This window comes from Kribbella pratensis (assembly GCF_004366075.1).
Taxonomy (GTDB): Bacteria; Actinomycetota; Actinomycetes; order Propionibacteriales; family Kribbellaceae; genus Kribbella; species Kribbella pratensis.
This window is the reverse complement of record NZ_SODU01000003.1, coordinates 749,083-769,169: the sequence shown is the minus strand read 5'-3', so window position 1 is coordinate 769,169 and position 20,087 is coordinate 749,083. Positions and strand designations below refer to the sequence as shown.

Here is a 20,087-nt window from a genome sequence, read left to right as displayed (position 1 = left end):
AACCTCACGCAATGACTCCCGAAAACTTCCGCGTCCCGTACTCATCGGTTTGAATCGTTGTGTGAACGGGGTTACACCCTTTCCCCTACGTGCTGGAGATGCCGAAGCAGAAGCCTGGGCCACCTCGAGCGACGCCACACTGCGGCGCGCTGCGGCGCTGGGCGATCTCGAAGCCTTCGCCGTGATCATCGACAGACACGGACCGTCGATGTTCCGCTACGCCCGCCGTATGCTCAACGACCAGGGTGACGCTGAGGAGGTGGTCCAGGATGCCTTTGTCGCAGCCTGGAAAGCCCTTCCGGACTTTCGGGGCGATGCCACGCTGCGGACCTGGCTGTTCACCATCACCGGCCGCAAGGCCGTCGACCTGTTCCGGAAGAAACGCGCCGTCCCGGTCGAGGAGACCACCCTTACCGACCTGGCTGCGCCGGGCACAGACCCGGCAGGGCAGGCAGTCGAGGCCGGTCTGCTCGACGCACTCGGAGCGGCCTTGGCCGACCTGCCCTGGCTCCAGCGAGCCATCTGGTTGCTCCGCGAAGTCGAACAGATGAGCTACACCGAGATCGCCATCGTGCTCAGTACCAGCCCCACCGTCGTCCGCGGTCAGCTCGCCCGCGCACGGGCCACGCTGAAACACCGGTTGGAGGCCTGGCGATGACCGACAACGTCCTGAGCCGCGCCGGCCACGCGGCCCGCACTCACGTCGAACCAGGCTGGGTCGACATTTCGGCCACCATCAAGCAGCGACTCCGGACGATCACGCGGCGGTCGCGGCCGATCCGCGCTGCTGCTGACAACGGCATCACGCTCTTCGTCACCGACCACGTGTTGATCAGCGCCCTCCGTCGGGCGATCGCCGAACTGCGCTGCGAGCTGGACCGGGTCCAGTTGATTTGCGACGGCGACACCTGTACGGGCGCCGTACTCGATCTCGTGACTTCGTACGGCCAGGATCTGCACGAGGTCGCCCGCCACGTCCGAAGCACCGCCTACGGAGTTTTCACCGACCTCCTCGGCCCGATCGATCCACCTTTCGGCGCCGACGGAATCGACATCGTCATCACGGGCCTCACCACCGACTCGGACCATCACTGACGGTGCGGTGGCCCTGTCACATACGTGTGCAGGCTGCGCCCCTGGGTGGATCGCCGATGAGGAACGATCACACGGTGGGGTCCTGACCGGCTCAGCGCCGTGCCACCATGGACGTAGTCTCGCTCAGGAGGCCACGACATGACAGCAACGAACACCGCCATCGGCGCGACCAGGAGCGCCCCCGTGGCGACGAGCCTCGCACCTGCGCTGAGTGACCTGCGAGAAGCGGCCCTGCTGTACGCCACTGCGAAGGTGTCGCGGAAGGTGGAGGACTGGGCCGACGACCTGAACGATTTTGTGGCAAGCGGAGGGCCCACCACGCAAGCCGTCTTCGCAGGGCTGGGAGCCATGCTGCGGGGAAAGAACCCTGTCTGGGCTGCGATCAAGGGTGCTTGGTCGGGGGCAAGCCCCCAGCTGAAACTGGCTGTGGTCTTGATCTTGATACTGACGCTGTTGCTGAGTCCTGGTGTACTGCTCGTGCTCTTGCTCGGGCTCCTGATTGCCGCGCTCGTCGCAGGCATTCGAGCCGCCACACGGTGATCAGGTTCCGGATCGAGCGCGACCAGGCACCGCCACACCGACGGTCACGTGTCAAGGCGCGGGCAGTGCGTCTGACCAGCGCATTTGTATGGTGCCCCCGGCAGGATTCGAACCTGCGACGCACGGTTTAGGAAACCGACGCTCTATCCCCTGAGCTACGGGGGCGCACGCGGGGACAGCTTAGCGGAGTTGGGGGGTGGGTCAGCCGGTCAGGGCGGTGACGCCGAGGTGGCCGGTGATGGAGTTGTACCGCTCGGCGTACAGGGTGGTGCAGCGTGAGGCGGCGCAGCCGGCGCCGGCGAAGGCGATGCCGCGGATGGTGGCGGAGCTGGTGCCGCGGCGGGAGTACACGGGACCGCCGGAGTCGCCGCCGACGATCGCGACCAGGCCGCCGCGGGTGGCACGGATGACGTACGTCGTGCAGCCGTCGGCGTCGCAGTACTTCGCCGACGTCGAACGGACCGTGAGACTGCAGAGCGACGTACTGAAGCTGCCGGACTGGCAGATCACCGTGCCGACGCCGGGGTCGCCGCCGCCGGTGACGGTGCGCGTGTTGACGGTGTCGCCGGGGCCGTCGGTCCAGATCTTGGCGCCGTACGTGCTGCCCGTGACCAGGGACTGGTCGTAGTCCGGGTAGTTCGTGCGCACTGTGGTGGTGCCGTAGTAGTTGGTGCCTGACTTCCAGACCGTACCGGGGCCGCCACAATGGCCTGCGGTGACGGAGCCGCGCTGGCCGTTGGAGCGCCGTACGACGGAGAAGCCGGCGGAGCAGTTCTTGAGTGCGGACGTGATCCGAGCACCGCCCCAGTGGCCGCCCTTCGGGGTGTCGCTCAGCCGGGACGTGCGTGCGAGCGAGCCGGCGACGAGCTGTACGCCGGGCAGGTCGCGGAGGCCCGCCAGCGAAGCGGGGGAGGTCGTCGCCTGGTCGTACTCGACGACGACGTTCTCGCTCACGGGGTCGAGGTCGGCGGCGTACGTCGTACGCGACGCGTCGGAGGACCACGAACGGTTGCCGACTGCGTTCCAGGCATCGGCGATCGACTGGGCCGAACGACAGCTGCGCTCCACCTTCACCAACGGCTTGCCGGCCGCGGGCAGGTTGCGGGCCATCGCGGACTCGTACTTCTTCGCATCCAGCTTCGCCGAGTCCACGACCACCTTGTAGCCGGTCGTGGCCGAGCCGACCACGCCGATGACGCCCTGGCTCAGCCCGTACGGCAGCCCGGAGGTCGGACGGCCGGTCGCGTCCAGCGGTTCGAGGGACCGGACCGCGGCGGAGATGCCGTCTCCGAGCGATTCACCGAGCGGTCGCGCATCGGACGCGGACGTCGGCTGCGCCAGCCGCGTCGCCTCGGTCGAGCTCACACTCGGTTGCGCGTGGGAGCACACCGCGGCACCTGTCACCGCGCCCGAGGAAGGTGTGGTGAGGGCGACTGCGAAGAGTGAGATGGAGCCGAGTGTGACCAGCGGGACGGTGACAGAGAGTCGCACAAAGCTCCCCAGATCGGTGGACCAAACCACTAGATGGTCCGTTCAAGGACTCCGTTCCGTCAAGGCTCGATCACCGTCCGCGAACAGATCCGGCTACCGTGCGCGAGCGTAACTGGCAAGTTGACGTCCGTCGGCGCCGAAGAACTGCAGTGTGTCGGCGCTGACCGCGATCCGCTTGGCGGCATGCAGTACGCCGGTGTGCGGCACGTTCTCGCAGCCGACCAGGTGCTGCGGACCGGACGTCGCGCTGAACGCGCCACGCTGACCGATGCTGTACGTCCCCTGCAGTCCGTTGCAGCCGTCCGAGCCCGTCCACGTCCCGTCCGCCTTGAACACCAGCACCGGGTCGTCCGGGCGGGCGGCCTGGAGCGTCTTGGCGCCGACCATCTGCACCGGGCGCCACGTGCCGGCCACGGTCTGGGCCGAGACCCCCTGCGGTGTCGCACTCGCCGAGGCCGCCGCCTGCCCGGTGGCGACCGGCGGTTGCGTCGGCTGGTTCCGGGACCCGGCCAGCCCGAACCCGGCGACCGCGATCGCAGCCACCGCGACGGCGGCAGCGCCGGAAACGACCCAGGTACGGCGCTGTGCGCGACGGGCGCCCGTGGTGGCGCGCTCGGTCAGGTCCACGGCCTGCGGCACCGAGGCCGCGGCGCGTTCGAAGGTACCTCGCAGGTCATCCTCGAGATCGGTGTTGCTCACGACAACCTCTCATCAACACGGTTGGACTCGCCGGCCCCTGAATAGGCCGGCCGTCGCCGGAGCGACGCGAGCGCCCGGCTCGCGGTCGCGCGCACGGAGGACGGTTTGATGCCGAGCATGTCGGCGATCGTCTGGTCGTCCAGGTCCTGGTAGTAGCGCAGGACCAGGACGACCCGTTCCCGGGCAGACAGCGTCGCCAGCGCGCGCCACAGGTCGTCGGAGTTGGCGACCCGCGTGGCGTGGTCCGGCACGGTGCGCTGCGGGTCGAGGTCGGCCGTCGGCGCCTCGGTGAACGAGCGCCGGCGCGTCATCGACAAGTACTCGTTCACGAGGATCCGCCGGACGTAGTGATGCGGATCGTCCGCGTTGCGCACCTTCCGCCAGGAGCGGAACGCCTGCATCAGCGCGATCTGCGCCAGGTCCTCCGCCCGCTGGTAGTCGCCGGAGACCGTGAACCCGAGCCGCACCAGTTCCTGTCCACGGGCGGACACGTACTCCTCGAACTCCACTCGCCACTCCCTGGCTGGGCGTACAACTCCTCACATCTATTAGACGCATCGAGCCGCCCACGTGCTGCAACCGTTCCCGCACAGTTCGATCTCTAGTCGAGCAGGAACTCCCGCACCGCCGCCTTCCCACGCGGGTCCCGTTGCACGCTGTGACCGCTTCCGGGTACGACGACCAGCTCGGCGTCCCGTGCGTGCGCCTTCTCCCACCTGGCCCAGTCGAGCGGGCAGAACAGATCGTTGCTCCCGTGCAGGATCAGCGTGCGCGGTGTCAGTTCCTGTCCGGCCGGGTACGTCGACACGCGGTCAGCCGGCCAGCGTAGACAGCCCTGGACCATCAGCTGGTTGCGTGCGGTCGCCACGTCGTACGGGTACAGCTGCTCAGGGTCCAGGCGCCGTACCGCGTCGTCGAGGGCGGTCTTGCGGTCGGACTTGCCGGACCAGGGAAAGCGGAGGTCCGAGCAGAGGGTGGCCATGTGCAGGCCCGCGGACAGCGTGCCGTAGGGCAGGCCCTTGCTGGTGGTCCGTTGGAGCAGCTTCTTCAGACCCATGTCGTCGCCGTTGCGCGCGGAGTGCAGTACGGCTGGGATGCCTTTGAGAGACGGGTTGACCGAGTTGAGGCTCGCGACCGCCAAGGTCTCCATCAGGTCGGTCCCGCTGACGCCGTGTTGCACCAGCCACGCCAGGTCCGCCACCGGATCCGTCTTGCACGCGGCATCCTGGCGGCACGCCGCCTTGAGGACACCAGTGGTCGCGGCCATCAGGTCCAGACCCATCGGGTCGAATCCCTTGTGCGGCACGACGGAGTCCAGCACGAGCGCCTGCACGTGACCCGGGTACTTCAGTCCGTACTGCGCCGCGGTGAAGCTGCCGTACGACGTCCCGTCGATCGTGAGCCGGTCCACCTTGAGGAACTGGCGCAGCTGCTCGATGTCGTCGACGGTGTCAGGGGTTCCGTAGTACCCAGCGCCGGAGCCGAGGTGCTGGGCGCACTCGTCCACAGCCGTGGCCGGTGGAGTCAGGAAGTCCGAACCGCCCACAGTCTCTTGCAGAGAAGGGCAATTGATGCCGTCAGGACCTGTGCCGCGCTGGTCGAACATGACGAGTCGGTACTCGCGCAGCACGTCAGGGTGCACGTTGCGCCGCAGGTTGGCGAGGAGCGGTACACCGGGCTGGCCGGGACCACCGGTGAGCAGCAGGAGGACACCGCGGGACGCGTCCACGTTGTCGGCGGCGATGACGGCGAGGTCGAGCGACGGGCCGTCCGGGCGTTGCCGGTCGAGCGGGACGTGCAGCGTCGTACAGGTGAAGCCAGGCGTACAGGACGTGTTCTCTGCCGCCGGAGCCGAGCAGCCGGTGCAGGCCAGGGCAAGCGCGCACAGCAGCCGGATCGTTCGCATGCGCCCTCCCTCAGTGCGAGGGTGCGGTACACGCGGCGGCCACCGCAACCTGCCTCGCGGGTCGACCTCGAAAGGGACCCGCAAGGCAGGCGCGGGTAGACCCCACTTCGGACGGCTTCGGGGTGCGCGTCCGGCGCGGGGTCAGCGCAGGCCGAGCGACTTCGTCAGCTCGGCGGTCACCTGGCGCGGCGCCGGCAGCGTGCCGGGCTTGCCCTGGCCTTCCAGCGAGGTCGCCACCAGACGGTGGCAGCCGAAGGCTTCAGCGGTGAACGACAGGACGCCGCGGTCGTTGTCGGTGAACCGCAGCACGTAGGTGGGGCCGAGCTCCTTGGTGCACATGCTCGGCTTCTTCGCGACGGGTTTCGCCGCGTTGACCAGGGCGAGCAGGTCGGTCGCCTGCTTGCCCATCCGCTTGGTGGTGATCGTCGCGTAGTCCTGCCCGGTCGCCTGTGCGTCGTACTGGCAGATCGTCACGCTGACGGGATTGAACTTCGAGGTGGCCGCGCCCTGGCCCCACACCGCCTTGTCGGTCGCGGCACGGACGGCCGTGATGGTTTCGGGGCAGTCCGTGCTCGGTGTACCGCTGGGACTGGCTGACGGGGTGGGCGACGGCATGGTCACCGTTTGGGTGGGCTGGGCGGCGGGCGGGGACGAGGCGTCCTCGGTGCCGCAGGCGGCGGCAACTCCGAGCACAGCCACGACAAGCGTCGCACCGATCAGGCCCCGTGTCCGTTGTGCACTCACGACTCGGTCCTTCCGGGTTGGCAAGGTCCACCATCATGGTGGAACGGGGTCACACCGCGCGTGCCGCAACATCACGGCGGCGCGTCTTTCCGGTCACGCCGCGGGATCGAGCCCCAACCGTGGCGCAGCTGTAACGTGCACGCGCTGGTCACCTACCTCCGGGTCACCGCGCAGCATTCCCGGAGGGCCCCGGTGACTCGGTAGCCTGGAGGTATGACGAGCCCGTACGAAGACGACGAGCCGCTGCTGCCGGAGCAGACGCGGGACGACGACCCGCGGACCTGGGGTGACAACGACTTCAGCAGCGACGACGACGAGCGCATCCTGAACGAGGTCCCCCCGCACCACGGATGACCGCGTCGGTGTTCCTCGTCCACGGCGGTCTCTGGGAAGCCATGGACGCCGAAGCGTTCTGGGGTACGCCGGGAATCACCGACGGCCTGTCCGCGGCACTCGCGCCGGAGGGCATGGCAGTACTGGCGCCCGACCGGCCGCAGCGAGCCAGTGCGTGGGACGTCGAGGTCGCCGCGCTGGGTGAACAGCTGGCGAAGCGTTCCGGGCCGGTAAGAATCGTTGGAGCCTCCAATGGATGTACGGTTGCGGTCCTGCTGGCGTTGAGGTTTCCGGAGCTGGTCGATCGCCTCCTCCTGGCGTGGCCCGCGACCGGCGACGACGCCGCCGCGAACCAGCGCGCTCACGCCGGGATGGTGAAGCGGGGGTGCCCGCCGGAGGTCGCGGACGAACTGCTCGCGGGCGGCATCCTACGCGGTGTGACGGACGAACAGGTGGCCTCGCTGGCGCGAATTCGGGTGGGGGTCCTGCCGTCGGTACCGGAGAATCCTTCGCATCAGCGGAAGACGGTTGACGCCTTGCTGCGGTCGATCCGGGGGAGTCGTGAGCTGGTCGGGTGTCCCGAACCGCCGACACCCGCCTTTCGGATGAGCAACGACCCGCCGTACCTGGATCAGCTGCTGCGAACGATCGTGGAGTTCGTCAACTGAGGGGATGGGCGGGAGCTTCTGGCGCCCGGTCCCACACTGCTGGATGCGTTGTGCCGGTGAGCAGGCGGGCGTTGGCGAGCTCAGGGGCTGAGGTTGTACGCCCACCTGCTGAGGCTCACGACTGGCGGCTGCGCAGCAGGTCGCGGATCTCGGTCAGCAGCTCCTGTTCGGTGGTCAGCGGGTCCGGCTCCGGCTCCTGCCCGCGCTTGCGGCGCTCGGCCAGCTTGTTCAGCGGCAGCACGATGAAGAAGTAGACGGCCGCGGCGACGAACAGGAAGCTCAGTGCCGCGTCCAGGATCAGGCCGATCGAGAACTGAGCGCCGTTGATCTTGAAGTTCCCGACACCGGTGAGGTCCGCCTTGCCGAAGATCGCTGCGATCAGCGGGTTGATCAGCCCGTCGACGAGCGCGCTGACGATCTTTGTGAACGCGGCGCCGATGACGACGGCGACCGCGAGGTCGACGACGTTGCCGCGCATCACGAATTCCTTGAAGCCCTTGAGCATGTGGTGCCCTCCACGAAGCGGGTGGTTGTACCCGGACAACGTAGGGCTGCACCCCCGTCAGGGCGAGGGAGCGCGCCGGAACACAACACATCGTGCCGGCACAATCCCGAAGAGTGATCAGCTCGTGTCCGGCGTCAGTGCCACGGTGATCCGCGAGTTCGAACTGGCCTGGGCCAGTCGGGTGGCGACTTCCGGTGTGGTCGCCACCACGATCAGCGCGCCCGACGTGGCCGATCGCGGCGTCGGCAAGGCGACGACGGGCACGGCGCGGGCGAGCTGGCTCGCGGCGCCGGCGGTCGTGCTGTCGGCGGCGTACAGGTTGATGCGGTCGCCGACTCGGAGGAGCGCGGTGATGTCCGCGTCGTCGACGCGGAACGGGCAGGCGAGTGAGCCGGGCGGCACGGCGGGTGGTGCCAGGAATCTGGCGTCGGTGAGTGGTTCGCCGGCTCTGACCGGTCCGCTGAGCACGCGGGTCGTCAGTTCGCTGCCGGGTCTGAGAGCGCCGGCGGGCACGGAGCCGGGCGGCAGGTCGACGGTCCGCAGGTCGTCGCGCGCCGGGACGACGCCGCCGGTGAGGTCGCGCGCGGCGGCCAGCACCGCGACCGTCCGTGGTGGCGCGGGGGAGAGGGCCAGAAGTCCGAAGTACACGGCGGCCGCGGCGGCGACGCCGGCGAGGAGCCGACGGTGCCACCGGGCGGCACGCAGCAGGTCACGAAGCAGAGAAGGGATTTTCATGCCGGAGAAGATACGAGTTTCGCCGGCAGCCGCCCTTCAGTTATCCACAGGGTGCGCGGTCAGGCCGCGCTGGTGCCCGAGGACGAGCTGCTCGAGCCCGAAGAGGAACTCGAGGACGAGGAACCCGAGGACGACGACCCGGAGGAACCGTTCGACGACGACCCCGAGGACGCGGACCCCGACGAGGACGATCCGGACGACGCGTCGGCCTTCGCCGGCACCGTGCTCTTGCCGGACGACCGGCTGTCGGTCCGGTAGAAGCCGGAACCCTTGAACACGACGCCCACGGCGTTGAAGACCTTGCGCAGGCTGCCCTGGCAGTTCGGGCACACGGTCAAAGCATCGTCCGTGAAGCTCTGGCGCACCTCGAGCGCTTCACCACAGTCGGTGCACTGGTACTGGTACGTCGGCACTGTCGGTTCCCTTCAAGCCGCTGGCACTCCTACTACCCGACTGCTAATAATGCGCCAGCGGACCGAAGTATTCCAAACCCGGTCTCACGTACCTCAACTCTGGGTCCCTGTCCAGCCGACGCAGAGCAACGCAAAGTTGTGAGGGACCCCATTTGGGGTGGGCGGGGGGATTCTCTACGGTTGGTCCGTGCCACGCCTGCTTCGAGTCGTCGTCATCAGCGGAATCGCCCTCGCCACGGTCCTCCTGGTGATCGCCGGTACCGTCGTCTTCGTCGTCCGCCACTCGTTCCCGACGTACGACGGAACCATCGAGCTGGACGGCCTGGACGCCGAGGTCAGCGTGGTCCGGGACACCAACGGAATCCCGCAGATCTACGCCGACACCCCGGCCGATCTGTTCGCGGCGCAGGGGTACGTGCACGCGCAGGACCGGTTCTTCGAGATGGACTTCCGCCGGCACGTCACGTCCGGCCGGTTGAGCGAGCTGTTCGGCAAGACAGCGCTCGAGACCGACAAGTTCGTCCGGACGCTCGGCTGGCGGCGGGTGGCGGAGAAGGAGCTGCCGCTGCTCAGCCCGACCACCCGGCAGTACCTCGACGACTACGCCCGCGGCGTCAACGCGTATCTGACCAAGCACAGCGGCTCCGCCCTCAGCCTTGAGTACGCCGTCCTGTCCCTCCAGCCCGGCGGGCCCAAGAACTACACGCCGGAGCCGTGGACCGCGGCCGACTCGTTGTCCTGGCTGAAGGCGATGGCGTGGGACCTGGGCGGCAACCTGGATGAGGAGGTCACCCGGACGAAGCTGCTGGCCGCGATGCCGGCGCGCAACGTCGAGAGCCTCTACCCGCAGTACCCGTACGACCGGAACCAGCCGATCCTGTCCGCCGGCTCGATCGGCAGGGACGGCAAGTTCACCACGGCTCCGGTCAGCAACGAGGTACGGCGGAGCATGCTCACCCAGGACCTGCTCAAGTCGCTGGACTCGGTGCAGAAGGTCGCCAAGGGACTGCCCGAGCTGCTCGGCCAGGGTGACGGTGTCGGGTCGAATTCCTGGGTGGTCTCCGGTGACCACACCACCACCGGTAAGCCGCTGCTGGCCAACGACCCGCACCTCGGCGCGACCATGCCGGGGATCTGGACGCAGGTCGGCCTGCACTGCAACAACGTCGGCAAGACATGCCCGTTCGACGTCTCCGGCTTCAGCTTCTCCGGCCTGCCCGGTGTGGTGATCGGCCACAACAACGCGATCTCCTGGGGCTTCACCAACCTCGACCCGGACGTCCAGGACCTGTACCTGGAGCGGATCGACGGCAACAACGTCCTCTACAACAACAAGTGGCGCGCGATGGCCACCCGCGAGGAGACGTTCAAGGTGGCCGGCCAGGACGAGCCGGTGAAGATCACCGTCCGCGAGACCCGGCACGGTCCGCTCATCTCGGAGGTCGACGAGGACGAACGCAAGGTGGGTGAGTCGGCTGCGGCGCAGGCGAAGTACCCGACGGCGTACGGCGTCGCGCTGCAGTGGACCGCGCTGAACCCGGGCCGGACCGCGGACGCGCTGTTCGCGATCAACACCGCGCAGAACTGGACCCAGTTCCGCGCCGCCGCGCAGCAGTTCCAGGTGCCCTCGCAGAACCTCGTGTATGCCGACACCGACGGCCACATCGGCTACCAGGCACCTGGACTGATCCCGATCCGCACCACCGGGCGCGGTGACTGGCCGGTCCCGGGCTGGGATCCGAAGTACGCCTGGAAGGGGTACGTCCCCTTCGACGCGTTGCCGAGCGAGTTCGACCCGGCCGACGGCATCATCGTCACCGCGAACCAGGCGGTCGTGCCGAACACGTACACGTACTACCTGACCAACTCCTGGGACTACGGCTACCGCTCGCAGCAGATCCTCGACCGGATCAAGGCTGCCGGGAAGCTGGACGCGAACGCGATGGCGTCGATCCAGCTGGACACCAAGAGCAAGGCCGCCGAGATGCTGGTGCCGTACCTGCTCCGGATCAGCATCGACGACGCCTTCGACAAGCAGGGTCAGGACGTCCTGCGGAACTGGGACTTCACCCAGCCGCCGGACTCCGCGGCCGCGGCGTACTTCAACGTGGTCTGGCGCAACCTGCTCGCGCTGACCTTCCACGACCAGCTCCCCGAAGACACCTGGCCGGACGGCGGCTCGCGCTGGTTCGAGGTGATCCACACGCTGATCGGGCAGCAGAACAGCGGCTGGTGGGACAACATCGGGACGCCGCAGCGGGAGAGCCGCGACGACATCCTCCGCGAGGCCCTGATCAACGCCCGGACCGAGATCACCCAGAAGATGGCGCGGGAGCCGGCCAACTGGCAGTGGGGCCGGCTGCACAAGCTGACGCTGACCAACCAGACGCTGGGCAAGTCCGGGATCGGAGCGGTCGAGAAGATCTTCAACCGCGGCCCGTACGAGCTGGGCGGCGGTACGTCGATCGTCGACGCCACCGGCTGGGACGCCGCGAAGGGGTACGACGTGACCGCGACTCCGTCGATGCGGATGGTCGTGGACCTGTCGGACTTCGACAAGTCCCGCTGGGTCAACCTGACCGGTGTATCAGGCCATGCTTTCTCGTCGAACTACACCGACCAGACCGACCTGTGGGTCAAGGGCGAAACCCTCCAGTGGGCCTACACCAAGGGCGCCGTGGAGGCGACCCGCAAACACTCCCTGACCTTCACCAAGCCGGACAGCTAAAGGCCACCTGCGAACGGCATGGCTCGCCACTGGGTGGCGAACATGCGGATGCCGTCGGCCAGGGCTGGGAACTGCGGGACCAGGGGAGTGCAGACCAGGACCTGCAGTGCGCGTGCGAGGTCCATCACCTGCTGGACCTGCGGGTCCAGCGTCGGGAAACCGCGGGAGCGTGCTTCCTCGTCGTACGCGTGACACAGGTCGGGGCCGAAGCCTGCGAGGTCCCACTCGAGCGGGCCGATCGTCACGTCCTCGAAGTCGGCCCACAGCGGGCCGTCGACGGTAGTGATCAGGTTCCACGACGGTGCGTCGCCGTGCAGGGGCTGCACGGTCGCGGACGGGAAGACCGCCTCGAACCCGGCCCTGCTGGTCAGGATCGGCTCCAGCACCTTCCACTCGGCTCTTGCCCGGTCCACGTCCTCCTGCTCGAGCAAACCCGGCACTGCCTCGGCCGCTGCCAGGCCCGGGCCGATCAGCCGCAGGGGAGTCATCCAGGGCAGCTCTCCCGGGTACTTCGCGAGCAGGGCATGTAGCTCGGCTACGCGGGCGGTTGCCCCGATGTAGTCCGGTTCAGCTGCCTTGTCCACCTCGACGTACGTCCAGAACGTCATGGACAGTCCGTCCTGCTCCTTCGGCTCCAGTGGTACCAGCGGACTCGGCGGCACCACGGGGAGTCCCTGTTCCGCCAGCCAGGCCACCACGTCCAGCTCGCGCTGCTGGCGTCGTACGGCGGGCTCTGGTTCCTGTAGGCCGGCTGGGGGGTTCATCGGTACCCGTGCGACCACCGGGGACGGCAGCAGGTGTACGACTGTCGAGAACGCCTCGTAGAGGACTGTCGGGTCGGTGACCGTGAGGCCGAGGGTGCGTGCGGCTGTGGCTGCGGCTTGGACCGCGGTCTCAGTCATCCCGTGATCCTCGCAGAGGGATCAAGCGATTTGGCGTCAGTGCTGCGTCCACCGGCTGGTCGTGGGGGTCGTTCGGCAGGGCATCGACGATCTCCGTGTCGTAGACGGCGGCCCAGACCGGCGTATCGGGGCGGACGCGGGCGAGAGCGCGGTCGTACGAGCCGCCGCCGCGGCCGAGGCGCACGCCGTCATGGGTAACCGCTACGGCCGGGCAGATGACCAGATCGGCAGTAGCGATCGCGTCGGAGCCCAGGTCGGTCGGCGGCTCGGACAGACCGAGCCGGCCAGGCACCAGGTCGGCTGCACCGGGTGCAATACCCCAGCCCAGGTCGTTGTCGGCGTACAGGATCGGCAGGAGCACCTCGCGGTCCGTCGCGAGCAGCCAGTCGATCAGCGCCCCGGTCTGCGGCTCGGGCCCTCTCGACACGTATAGCGCGATCCGGTGCACGTCCGGCAGTACCTGTTGGGCGCTCGCCAGTAGCCCCTCCGCCCGGGACCGCAGCCTCCGAGCGTCGAGGAAGTGCTGCCGCGCCACGGCCTTCGATGGGAACACCTTCTGATCGTAGGAGCGTGACGCGCGCAACACTGGGATTACCTGCCGTCCCCTAGGGTTGGTGCATGGGTGAGGTGGGTCTCAGACAAGCGCAGGAGAAGATGCGCGCCGCCGGTGCTGCCGACGTCGCGATACGCGTCTTCACGCACTACTACCGGCTGCTCGAGTCCGGACAGCAAGGAAAGATCCGCGAGGACGACATCGAGCCGGTGGGCGACCTGCCACACCTGGACCACCTGGACACCGACCCGGACGCGCTCCGCGCCGCTCTGGCCGAGACGGTGGTCATCAAGCTCAACGGCGGCCTCGGTACGTCGATGGGCGTCACCGGCCCGAAGTCCGCGCTGCCGGTCAAGGACGGGCTGAGCTTCCTGGACATCATCGCCCGGCAGATCCTGAGCACCCGGCGCGCGTACGACGTACCGCTGCCGCTGGTGCTGATGAACTCGTTCCGCACCAAGACCGAGTCGCTGCAGATCCTCAGCGAGTACGACGGACTCGCGGTGGACGGCCTGCCGCTGGACTTCCTGCAGAACATGGAGCCGAAGCTGCTCGCCGACGACCTGACGCCGGCCGAGTGGGAGCCGGACCCGGAGCTCGCCTGGTGCCCACCCGGGCACGGCGACCTGTTCACCGCGTTGGTTGCCTCGGGCACCCTCGACGCGCTGCGGGAGCACGGTTTCCGGCACGCGTTCATCTCGAACGCGGACAACCTCGGCGCCACCCCGGACCCGCGGATCGCGGCCTGGATGGCCGAGCACGACGTACCGTTCGGGATGGAGGTCTGCCGGCGGACGCGGTCCGATCGCAAGGGCGGGCACGTCGCGGTGCGGAAGTCCGACGGACGGCTGATCCTGCGGGACAGCGCGCAGGTGGCCGACGAGGACACGCAGTACTTCCAGGACGTCACCCGGCACCGGATGTTCAACACGAACAACCTGTGGATCGACCTGGACCGGCTCGCCGAGCTGATGGACGGGCACGACGGGATCCTCGGGCTGCCGATCCTCGTGAACCGCAAGACCGTCGACCCGGCCGACCCGTCCTCGCCGAAGGTGATCCAGCTGGAGACCGGGATGGGTACCGCGATCGAGACCTTCGACGGGTCGCAGGCGGTGATCGTGGACCGCAGCCGGTTCAAGCCGGTGAAGACGACGAACGACCTGCTGGTGCTGCGCTCGGACGTGTACGACCTCGACGAGACCGGCGATCTGACCACGACCCACGAGGGCGACGAGCCGTACGTCGACCTGGACCCGGAGTACTTCAAGATCCTCGCCGACTTCGACGCGCGGTTCCCGGCCGGGGCTCCGTCCCTGGTCCGGGCCGACCGACTCGCGGTGCGCGGCGATGTTGCCTTCGGCAAGGATGTGGTGGTGGTCGGCGACGTCGAGGTGACCGCGCCGGACGGTGAGCGCCGGGTGATCCCGGACGGGACCGAACTGCGTTGAGTGTGGGCGACCTGCTCGTCCGGCCGCTGGAGCCCTACGACACCGACGAGGCCGCTGCGGTCTGGTGGCGCTCACGGCACACCGAGGACTCCCAGTTGCCGCCGGCGATCCACACCGCGGAGCAGGTCGCCACGTGGTTCGCCGACGTACTGCTCCCGGACGGGCAGACCTGGGTCGCCCTCGACGACGGCCGGATCGTCGCGGTCCTCACCCTCGACGGCGACGACCTCGACCAGCTGTACGTCGCCCCGGAGGCGGCCGGCCAGGGCATCGGCTCCGCCCTCGTCGACCTCGCCAAGGATCTTCGCCCCGGCGGTCTGGCGTTGTGGACGTTCCAGACCAACACCCGCGCGCAGGCCTTCTACCTGCGGCACGACTTCCGCGAGGTACGCCGTACCGACGGCTCGGCGAACGAGGAACACGCCCCGGACGTCCGCATGGTCTGGGGCAACCACCCGGAATCGGACCTCACCTAGAACTCGACCGGACTTCTTCGAGCACCCTTCCGGAACTTGGCGTCGAAACCTCGGACGCGTGGATTAGGGTCGAGCTCGTGAGACGGAGTGTGGATGAGCATCTAGAGGTCGTACTCGGACGGGTGGCGGCCCTGCCGGCGTTCGACCAGCCGTTGATGGACGCGGTCGGGCTGGTGCTCTGCGAGGACATCGTCTCGGGGGTGAGCCTGCCGGGGTTCGACAACTCCGCCATGGACGGGTACGCCGTCCAGGCGGGTGACCTGGCCGGGGCCTCGGACGAGAACCCGATCAGACTGCCGGTGGTCGGGGAGTTCCGGGCCGGCCGCAGCGAGCCGATCGTGGTGACCCCCGGGACCTGTGTGCGGATCATGACCGGTGCGCCGATGCCGCGTGGGGCGGACAGCGTCGTGCCGGTCGAGTGGACCGACGGCGGGACGGTCAACGTGCGGATCACGCAGCAGCCGTCCCTCGGTGCGTCGGTGCGGCGCGCGGGCGAGGACGTGACGGCCGGGGCGCAGGTGCTCGACCGCGACACGGTCCTCGGTCCACGGCAGATCGCCGTACTCGCCGCGGTCGGGCGGGCCCGGGTGAAGGCGCGTCCGCGACCGCGGGTCGTGGTGATCTCGACCGGGGCCGAGCTGCGGGAGCCGGGGAGCCGGCTGGGCGACGGGCAGATCTACGACTCGAACAGCTACACCCTGGCGGCCTGCGCGCGGGACGCCGGGGCGGTGGTGTACCGCGTCGGCATCGTCGACGACGACCCGAAGCGGATCATGGACACGCTGTCCGACCAGTTGGTGCGTGCCGACCTGGTCATCACCACCGGCGGCGTCAGCATGGGCGCGTACGACATCGTGAAGGAGGAGCTCTCCAAACTCGGCACGGTGGACTTCCCGCAGGTGGCGATGCAGCCGGGCAAGCCGCAGGGGTTCGGCGTGATCGGTGAGGACGAGGTGCCGATCTTCACGCTGCCCGGCAACCCGGTCTCGGCGTACATCTCGTTCGAGGTGTTCGTCCGGCCCGCGCTGCGCAAGCTGATGGGGCAGATGCCGTACCGGCGGGCTCTGGTTCCGGGTGTGACGCTGGACGGGTTCAGCTCGCCCGCGGGGAAGCGGCAGTTCGTCCGCGCTGCGGCCACCTCGGGCGACGAGGGCTGGATGGCCAGTACAGTCGGCGGGCACGGCTCGCACCTGCTCGGCGGGTTGAGCCGGGCGAACGCACTGATCGTGGTGCCCGAGGACGTCACCTCGGTCCGCGCCGGCGATCACGTCGAGCTGATGCTGCTGGATAAGGAGACCGGATGACGCAGGACCCGGGCGCGACGACCACCGGCTCCGGTACGCCGGGACCCGGCGGGCTGACGCACGTCGACGAGACCGGGGCCGCGCGGATGGTCGACGTGTCCGCGAAGGACACCACGGTCCGGCGAGCTGTTGCCAGCGGCAAGGTTCTGGTCTCGGCCGAGGTCGTGGTGGCGCTGCGCGGTGACGGCGTACCGAAGGGGGACGCGCTCGGCGTCGCCCGGATCGCCGGGATCATGGGCGCGAAGCGGACGCCGGACCTGGTCCCGCTGTGCCATCCCATCGCGATCACCGGGGCCAAGGTCGACCTGGAGGTCGCGGACGACGCCGTACTGATCCGGGCTCAGGTGAAGACCACCGACCGGACCGGCGTCGAGATGGAGGCGTTGACCGCGGTCGCCGTCGCCGGTCTCGCCGTGATCGACATGGTGAAGGCACTGGATCCGGCTGCGGTGCTGACCGACGTACGGGTGGAGCTGAAAGAAGGCGGCAAGACCGGGCACTGGGAGCGGCCGTGAAGGCTCTCGTCGTCAGCGTCTCCAACCGGGCGGCCGCTGGGGTCTACACGGACACCACAGGTCCGCTGATCGCATCGCGGCTTGCTGAATGGGGCTTTCACGTCTCAGGACCTCAGGTGGTCCCGGACGGTGCACCGGTGGGTGAGGCGCTACGGGCGGCGGTCGAGGCGTCGTACGACGTAGTGCTGACGACAGGTGGTACCGGGATCTCGCCCACTGACGAGACACCCGAGCAGACAGCTGCCGTGCTGTCGAAGGTCGTACCGGGGATCGCTGAAGCCATCCGGGCGTATGGCGTGGCGAACGGCGTACCGACGGCTGCGCTGTCCCGTGGGCTCGCAGGCGTCGCGGGTACGACGGTCATCGTCAACCTGCCTGGTTCGCGGGGCGGTGTGAAGGATGGTCTCGCCGTACTGGAGCCGCTGCTGCGACATGCGGTCGAGCAAGTGCACGGTGGGGACCACGTGCGAACGGACGTCGACTGATGGCAGTCGTGCAGTGGCCTGTGGAGCTCAAGCACGGGCAGGTCGGGTTGCGGCCACTGCGGGCCGGCGACGGAAGCGAGTGGGCCGCCGCGCGCCAGCGGAACGTCAGTTGGCTGCGGCCCTGGGACGCGACCCAGCCACCCGGTGCGGACGACGGCGCGCGAACGTTCCGAGCGATGGCACGCGACTGGAACCGGCAAGCGCGGTACGGACGGATGCTGCCGTTCGTCATCACGTACGGCGGTGCTGCGGGCGCCGGCGCACGATCGAAATGGCCGCTGGTCGGACAGCTCACCGTGTCCGGAATCACCTACGGTTCAGCGCGTTGGGCGAACCTCGGCTACTGGGTCGACGAGCAGTACGCAGGTCGCGGCATCGTGCCCACCGCCGTCGCGATGGCCGCCGACCACTGCTGGTTCACCCTTGGCCTGCACCGGATCGAAGTGGCGATCCGCCCGGAGAACAAGGCAAGTCTGCGGGTGGTCGAGAAGCTCGGCTTCCGGTTCGAAGGCGAGCGGCCGCGGTTCCTGCACATCGACGGCGACTGGCGCGATCACCGCATCTTCGCGCTCAACGTCGAAGAGGTCGGGCCCGGTCTCGTAGCGCGATTGCCCTGACTACGCTGCGTGCTGTTCACATCAGTCACACGAGTCTTCTTGCGACACACCGTGCCACGTACCCCATCTGGCCCTATCCGCACCTTAGCGTCGTCGCATGGGGACGACAGGGCTGATCTATGTGGCGATCGTCGCCGCGTGGGCCGCCTACCTCGTCCCGATGTGGCTGAAGCGGGGCGAAGAGGCGCGGCGCCGTCCGGTCGTGCCGTCGTCCGACGAGGCGCGCGTGCTGTCCCGCGACCCGTCGCGGACCCGGTACGTCGTACGCCCGGCCGCAACCACCGCCGCCGACGACTCGTCGCCACCGAAGCGGTACGTCCCCAACCGAGCCCGCCGGGTGGCCGCCATGCGCCGTCGGCGGGTGCTGTCGATCCTGACCCTTTCACTGCTGTCCGTCGTGGCGCTCGCCGGTCTCGGGATGCTGCCGTGGTGGACGGTGGCGATCCCGGGCACGCTGATCGCCGGCTTCGTCGTACTCACCCGAGTGCAGCTGCGCCGGCAGGCCCGCGCGCGGATGCAGGCCGCCGCCGAACGTCGTGCCCGCGCGCAAGCTCGCCACGACCGAGGCCCGGCCGGCAAGCCCGCGCCGTCGCCCGACGAGGAGATGACCATCGAGGTCAAGCTCCCCGCCGAGCCCGCCCCGAAGCCTGCCGCGGCTTCGACGAGGGAGGAGAAGCGGGCCGCCGAGGGCCTGTGGGACCCGGTGCCGGTCACGCTTCCGACGTACGTCATGAAGGAAAAAGCGCCCGACCGGACGGTCCGGACCATCTCCCTCACCGACGACGAGGTCTTCTCCAGCGCCCGTACGACGGACCCGTCCGAGAAGCCCGCGCCAGCCGAAGCGCCGGCCCCCCAGCCGGCCGAAGAGGTCGAGGTGAAGCGGGCCGTCGGCGACTGATATCCGGTTTTAGTCTGCGGGCCTCTCCGTGTTAGAGTTTCGCGGTCGCCAGGGAAACCAGGCGACCAGCTTTGGGGCTGTGGCGCAGTTGGTAGCGCGCTTCGTTCGCAACGAAGAGGCCAGGGGTTCGAATCCCCTCAGCTCCACGAAGCCGATAGGCGAGGTGTGTCGCGCAGTTCCTGCGCTGACCGCCTCGCCTTCGTCATGTTGTGCGGCTTCGCTCCGCTCGCCGCGAGCGGGGGCTCCGCCACCCGCACCCCCTTGCGCCATCGCTTCGCTCGGCTCCTGGGTCGGGTTGGGCGGTCAGTTCGGCTGCGGGGGTTGGGTTGGGCGGTCAGCTCGGCTGTGGGAGTTGGGTCGTGCGGTTCGCTCGCCAGCTGGGCTGGGTTGGTCGGCTCGCTCGCCAGCGTGGGTTGGGTTTTGTTGTTAGCTGAGTGCTGTGGTTGCTGCTCGTAGTTCTTCCAGGGCGGCCAACGTGTGAGGGGCTAGGCCTGCTTCGTCTTGTTCTAGGGCTGTCCAGGTGGCGTAGCCCTGTTTGAAGGCTAGGACGCCTAGCTCGGCTGCGAGGTGGGCTAGGGGGTCGGGGACGCCTCTTGATTTCAGGGCGTCTGTCATTGCTTTGGCCAGGCCTACGGTTTTCAGGGCGTCGCGTTCTTGGAGTTCTGTGCTGGCGGCTATGGCTGCCTTTAGGCGGGGAGCCAGTTCTCGGTTCATGGGCCCCATCTCGTTCGAGGCGCGTTCCAGGCCGGCTGCTACTGCTTCCAGTGGGGTGGCGGATTCGTGGGCGGTGGTGATGCCTTCGACCAGGAGGCGGCAGAGGGTTTCCTGGCCGGCAACCAAGAGTTCTCGCTTGTCGGGGAAGTGGCGGAAGAACGTGCTCTTGGTGACGCCGGCGCGTTCGGCGATCTGGGCGACGGTCGTGGCGTCGTACCCCTGGTCGGCGAACAGGTCTACCGCGGCCAGGACCAACCGATCACGCGCACCAGGTTGCCATCGAGCCATGAGGCCCATTCTAGGTGATGGGACCTT

At 68.6% G+C, this 20,087-nt stretch carries 24 protein-coding genes and 2 tRNA genes; 14 read left to right on the top strand and 12 right to left on the bottom strand.

What is annotated here, in order from left to right; translation table 11 throughout:
• Positions 1-61 precede the first annotated feature (61 nt).
• From EV137_RS27815 to EV137_RS27805, 3 genes are all read left to right on the top strand, one after another.
• Positions 62-658 (top strand): RNA polymerase sigma factor, encoded by a 597-nt coding sequence (locus tag EV137_RS27815; protein WP_202871178.1) that lies wholly within the window; start codon positions 62-64, stop codon positions 656-658.
• Positions 655-1,095, top strand: a complete 441-nt coding sequence (locus EV137_RS27810) for a hypothetical protein (RefSeq protein WP_134131370.1) — start codon at positions 655-657, stop codon at positions 1,093-1,095. Before EV137_RS27815 ends, EV137_RS27810 begins: the two co-directional genes overlap by 4 nt.
• Positions 1,096-1,233: 138 nt before the next feature.
• Complete coding sequence (locus EV137_RS27805; protein WP_202871177.1) at positions 1,234-1,635, top strand: hypothetical protein; 402 nt, start codon at positions 1,234-1,236, stop codon at positions 1,633-1,635.
• Positions 1,636-1,724: 89 nt separating this feature from the next.
• Here EV137_RS27805 and EV137_RS27800 read toward each other — a convergent pair.
• The 6 genes from EV137_RS27800 to EV137_RS27775 all read right to left on the bottom strand — a co-directional run bounded on the left by EV137_RS27800 (position 1,725) and on the right by EV137_RS27775 (position 6,475).
• A tRNA-Arg gene (locus EV137_RS27800) sits at positions 1,725-1,800 on the bottom strand.
• A gap of 36 nt (positions 1,801-1,836) precedes the next feature.
• A complete protein-coding gene (locus EV137_RS27795; protein WP_238175594.1) occupies positions 1,837-3,126 on the bottom strand; it encodes a chymotrypsin family serine protease in 1,290 nt (429 codons plus the stop codon).
• A gap of 93 nt (positions 3,127-3,219) precedes the next feature.
• The gene (locus EV137_RS27790; RefSeq protein ID WP_134131369.1) at positions 3,220-3,825 is read right to left on the bottom strand and encodes an META domain-containing protein; all 606 of its coding nucleotides are present in this window, start codon (positions 3,823-3,825) and stop codon (positions 3,220-3,222) included.
• On the bottom strand, positions 3,822-4,334 hold the full coding sequence (locus tag EV137_RS27785; protein WP_134006293.1) for a SigE family RNA polymerase sigma factor: 513 nt from the start codon (positions 4,332-4,334) through the stop codon (positions 3,822-3,824). The genes EV137_RS27790 and EV137_RS27785 overlap by 4 nt, the downstream gene beginning before the upstream one ends.
• A 92-nt stretch (positions 4,335-4,426) precedes the next feature.
• A complete protein-coding gene (locus EV137_RS27780; protein WP_134131368.1) occupies positions 4,427-5,731 on the bottom strand; it encodes an alpha/beta hydrolase in 1,305 nt (434 codons plus the stop codon).
• A gap of 141 nt (positions 5,732-5,872) precedes the next feature.
• Positions 5,873-6,475 (bottom strand): hypothetical protein, encoded by a 603-nt coding sequence (locus EV137_RS27775; protein ID WP_238175593.1) that lies wholly within the window; start codon positions 6,473-6,475, stop codon positions 5,873-5,875.
• A 213-nt stretch (positions 6,476-6,688) separates the two neighbouring features.
• Here EV137_RS27775 and EV137_RS40775 point away from each other — a divergent pair, with 213 nt between their 5' ends.
• Entirely contained in the window at positions 6,689-6,829 is a 141-nt protein-coding gene (locus EV137_RS40775) for a hypothetical protein (RefSeq protein ID WP_166658505.1), read from the top strand.
• Positions 6,826-7,476, top strand: coding sequence for an alpha/beta fold hydrolase (locus EV137_RS27770; protein ID WP_134131367.1), 651 nt, complete (start codon positions 6,826-6,828; stop codon positions 7,474-7,476). Before EV137_RS40775 ends, EV137_RS27770 begins: the two co-directional genes overlap by 4 nt.
• 115 nt (positions 7,477-7,591) lie before the next feature.
• Here EV137_RS27770 and mscL read toward each other — a convergent pair whose 3' ends face one another.
• From mscL to EV137_RS27755, 3 genes are all read right to left on the bottom strand, one after another.
• Positions 7,592-7,981 (bottom strand): large conductance mechanosensitive channel protein MscL, encoded by a 390-nt coding sequence (gene mscL / locus EV137_RS27765; protein ID WP_134006300.1) that lies wholly within the window; start codon positions 7,979-7,981, stop codon positions 7,592-7,594.
• A 117-nt stretch (positions 7,982-8,098) separates the two neighbouring features.
• A complete protein-coding gene (locus tag EV137_RS27760) occupies positions 8,099-8,716 on the bottom strand; it encodes an SAF domain-containing protein (RefSeq protein WP_238175592.1) in 618 nt (205 codons plus the stop codon).
• Positions 8,717-8,775: 59 nt separating this feature from the next.
• Positions 8,776-9,129: an FmdB family zinc ribbon protein gene (locus tag EV137_RS27755; RefSeq protein WP_134006302.1), complete on the bottom strand. Its 354-nt coding sequence runs from the start codon at positions 9,127-9,129 to the stop codon at positions 8,776-8,778.
• 187 nt (positions 9,130-9,316) lie between these two features.
• Between EV137_RS27755 and EV137_RS27750 the strand changes: the two genes are divergently transcribed.
• The gene (locus EV137_RS27750; protein WP_134131366.1) at positions 9,317-11,857 is read left to right on the top strand and encodes a penicillin acylase family protein; all 2,541 of its coding nucleotides are present in this window, start codon (positions 9,317-9,319) and stop codon (positions 11,855-11,857) included.
• Here the strand turns inward: EV137_RS27750 and EV137_RS27745 are convergent.
• Together EV137_RS27745 and EV137_RS27740 are read right to left on the bottom strand one after the other, a co-directional pair.
• Positions 11,854-12,759, bottom strand: coding sequence for a phosphotransferase (locus tag EV137_RS27745; RefSeq protein ID WP_134006306.1), 906 nt, complete (start codon positions 12,757-12,759; stop codon positions 11,854-11,856). The genes EV137_RS27750 and EV137_RS27745 overlap by 4 nt on opposite strands.
• The gene (locus tag EV137_RS27740; protein WP_134131365.1) at positions 12,752-13,312 is read right to left on the bottom strand and encodes a 5-formyltetrahydrofolate cyclo-ligase; all 561 of its coding nucleotides are present in this window, start codon (positions 13,310-13,312) and stop codon (positions 12,752-12,754) included. The genes EV137_RS27745 and EV137_RS27740 overlap by 8 nt, the downstream gene beginning before the upstream one ends.
• A 65-nt stretch (positions 13,313-13,377) precedes the next feature.
• Between EV137_RS27740 and EV137_RS27735 the strand changes: the two genes are divergently transcribed.
• The 8 genes from EV137_RS27735 to EV137_RS27700 all read left to right on the top strand — a co-directional run bounded on the left by EV137_RS27735 (position 13,378) and on the right by EV137_RS27700 (position 19,204).
• Positions 13,378-14,763: a UTP--glucose-1-phosphate uridylyltransferase gene (locus EV137_RS27735; protein ID WP_134006310.1), complete on the top strand. Its 1,386-nt coding sequence runs from the start codon at positions 13,378-13,380 to the stop codon at positions 14,761-14,763.
• A 2-nt stretch (positions 14,764-14,765) separates the two neighbouring features.
• Positions 14,766-15,239, top strand: coding sequence for a GNAT family N-acetyltransferase (locus EV137_RS27730; RefSeq protein ID WP_134007551.1), 474 nt, complete (start codon positions 14,766-14,768; stop codon positions 15,237-15,239).
• Between the two features lie 77 nt (positions 15,240-15,316).
• The gene (gene glp, locus EV137_RS27725; RefSeq protein WP_134006312.1) at positions 15,317-16,543 is read left to right on the top strand and encodes a molybdotransferase-like divisome protein Glp; all 1,227 of its coding nucleotides are present in this window, start codon (positions 15,317-15,319) and stop codon (positions 16,541-16,543) included.
• Positions 16,540-17,058: a cyclic pyranopterin monophosphate synthase MoaC gene (moaC, locus tag EV137_RS27720; protein WP_134006314.1), complete on the top strand. Its 519-nt coding sequence runs from the start codon at positions 16,540-16,542 to the stop codon at positions 17,056-17,058. The genes glp and moaC overlap by 4 nt, the downstream gene beginning before the upstream one ends.
• A complete protein-coding gene (locus tag EV137_RS27715) occupies positions 17,055-17,543 on the top strand; it encodes a MogA/MoaB family molybdenum cofactor biosynthesis protein (RefSeq protein WP_134131364.1) in 489 nt (162 codons plus the stop codon). Before moaC ends, EV137_RS27715 begins: the two co-directional genes overlap by 4 nt.
• Complete coding sequence (locus tag EV137_RS27710) at positions 17,543-18,160, top strand: GNAT family N-acetyltransferase (RefSeq protein ID WP_133782722.1); 618 nt, start codon at positions 17,543-17,545, stop codon at positions 18,158-18,160. The genes EV137_RS27715 and EV137_RS27710 overlap by 1 nt, the downstream gene beginning before the upstream one ends.
• Positions 18,161-18,257: 97 nt before the next feature.
• Entirely contained in the window at positions 18,258-19,058 is an 801-nt protein-coding gene (gene sepX, locus EV137_RS27705; RefSeq protein ID WP_134131363.1) for a divisome protein SepX/GlpR, read from the top strand.
• Positions 19,059-19,131: 73 nt separating this feature from the next.
• Positions 19,132-19,204 (top strand) — tRNA-Ala (locus EV137_RS27700).
• Positions 19,205-19,484: 280 nt separating this feature from the next.
• Here the strand turns inward: EV137_RS27700 and EV137_RS27695 are convergent.
• Positions 19,485-20,060 (bottom strand): TetR/AcrR family transcriptional regulator, encoded by a 576-nt coding sequence (locus EV137_RS27695; protein WP_134131362.1) that lies wholly within the window; start codon positions 20,058-20,060, stop codon positions 19,485-19,487.
• Between the last annotated feature and the right edge of the window lie 27 nt (positions 20,061-20,087).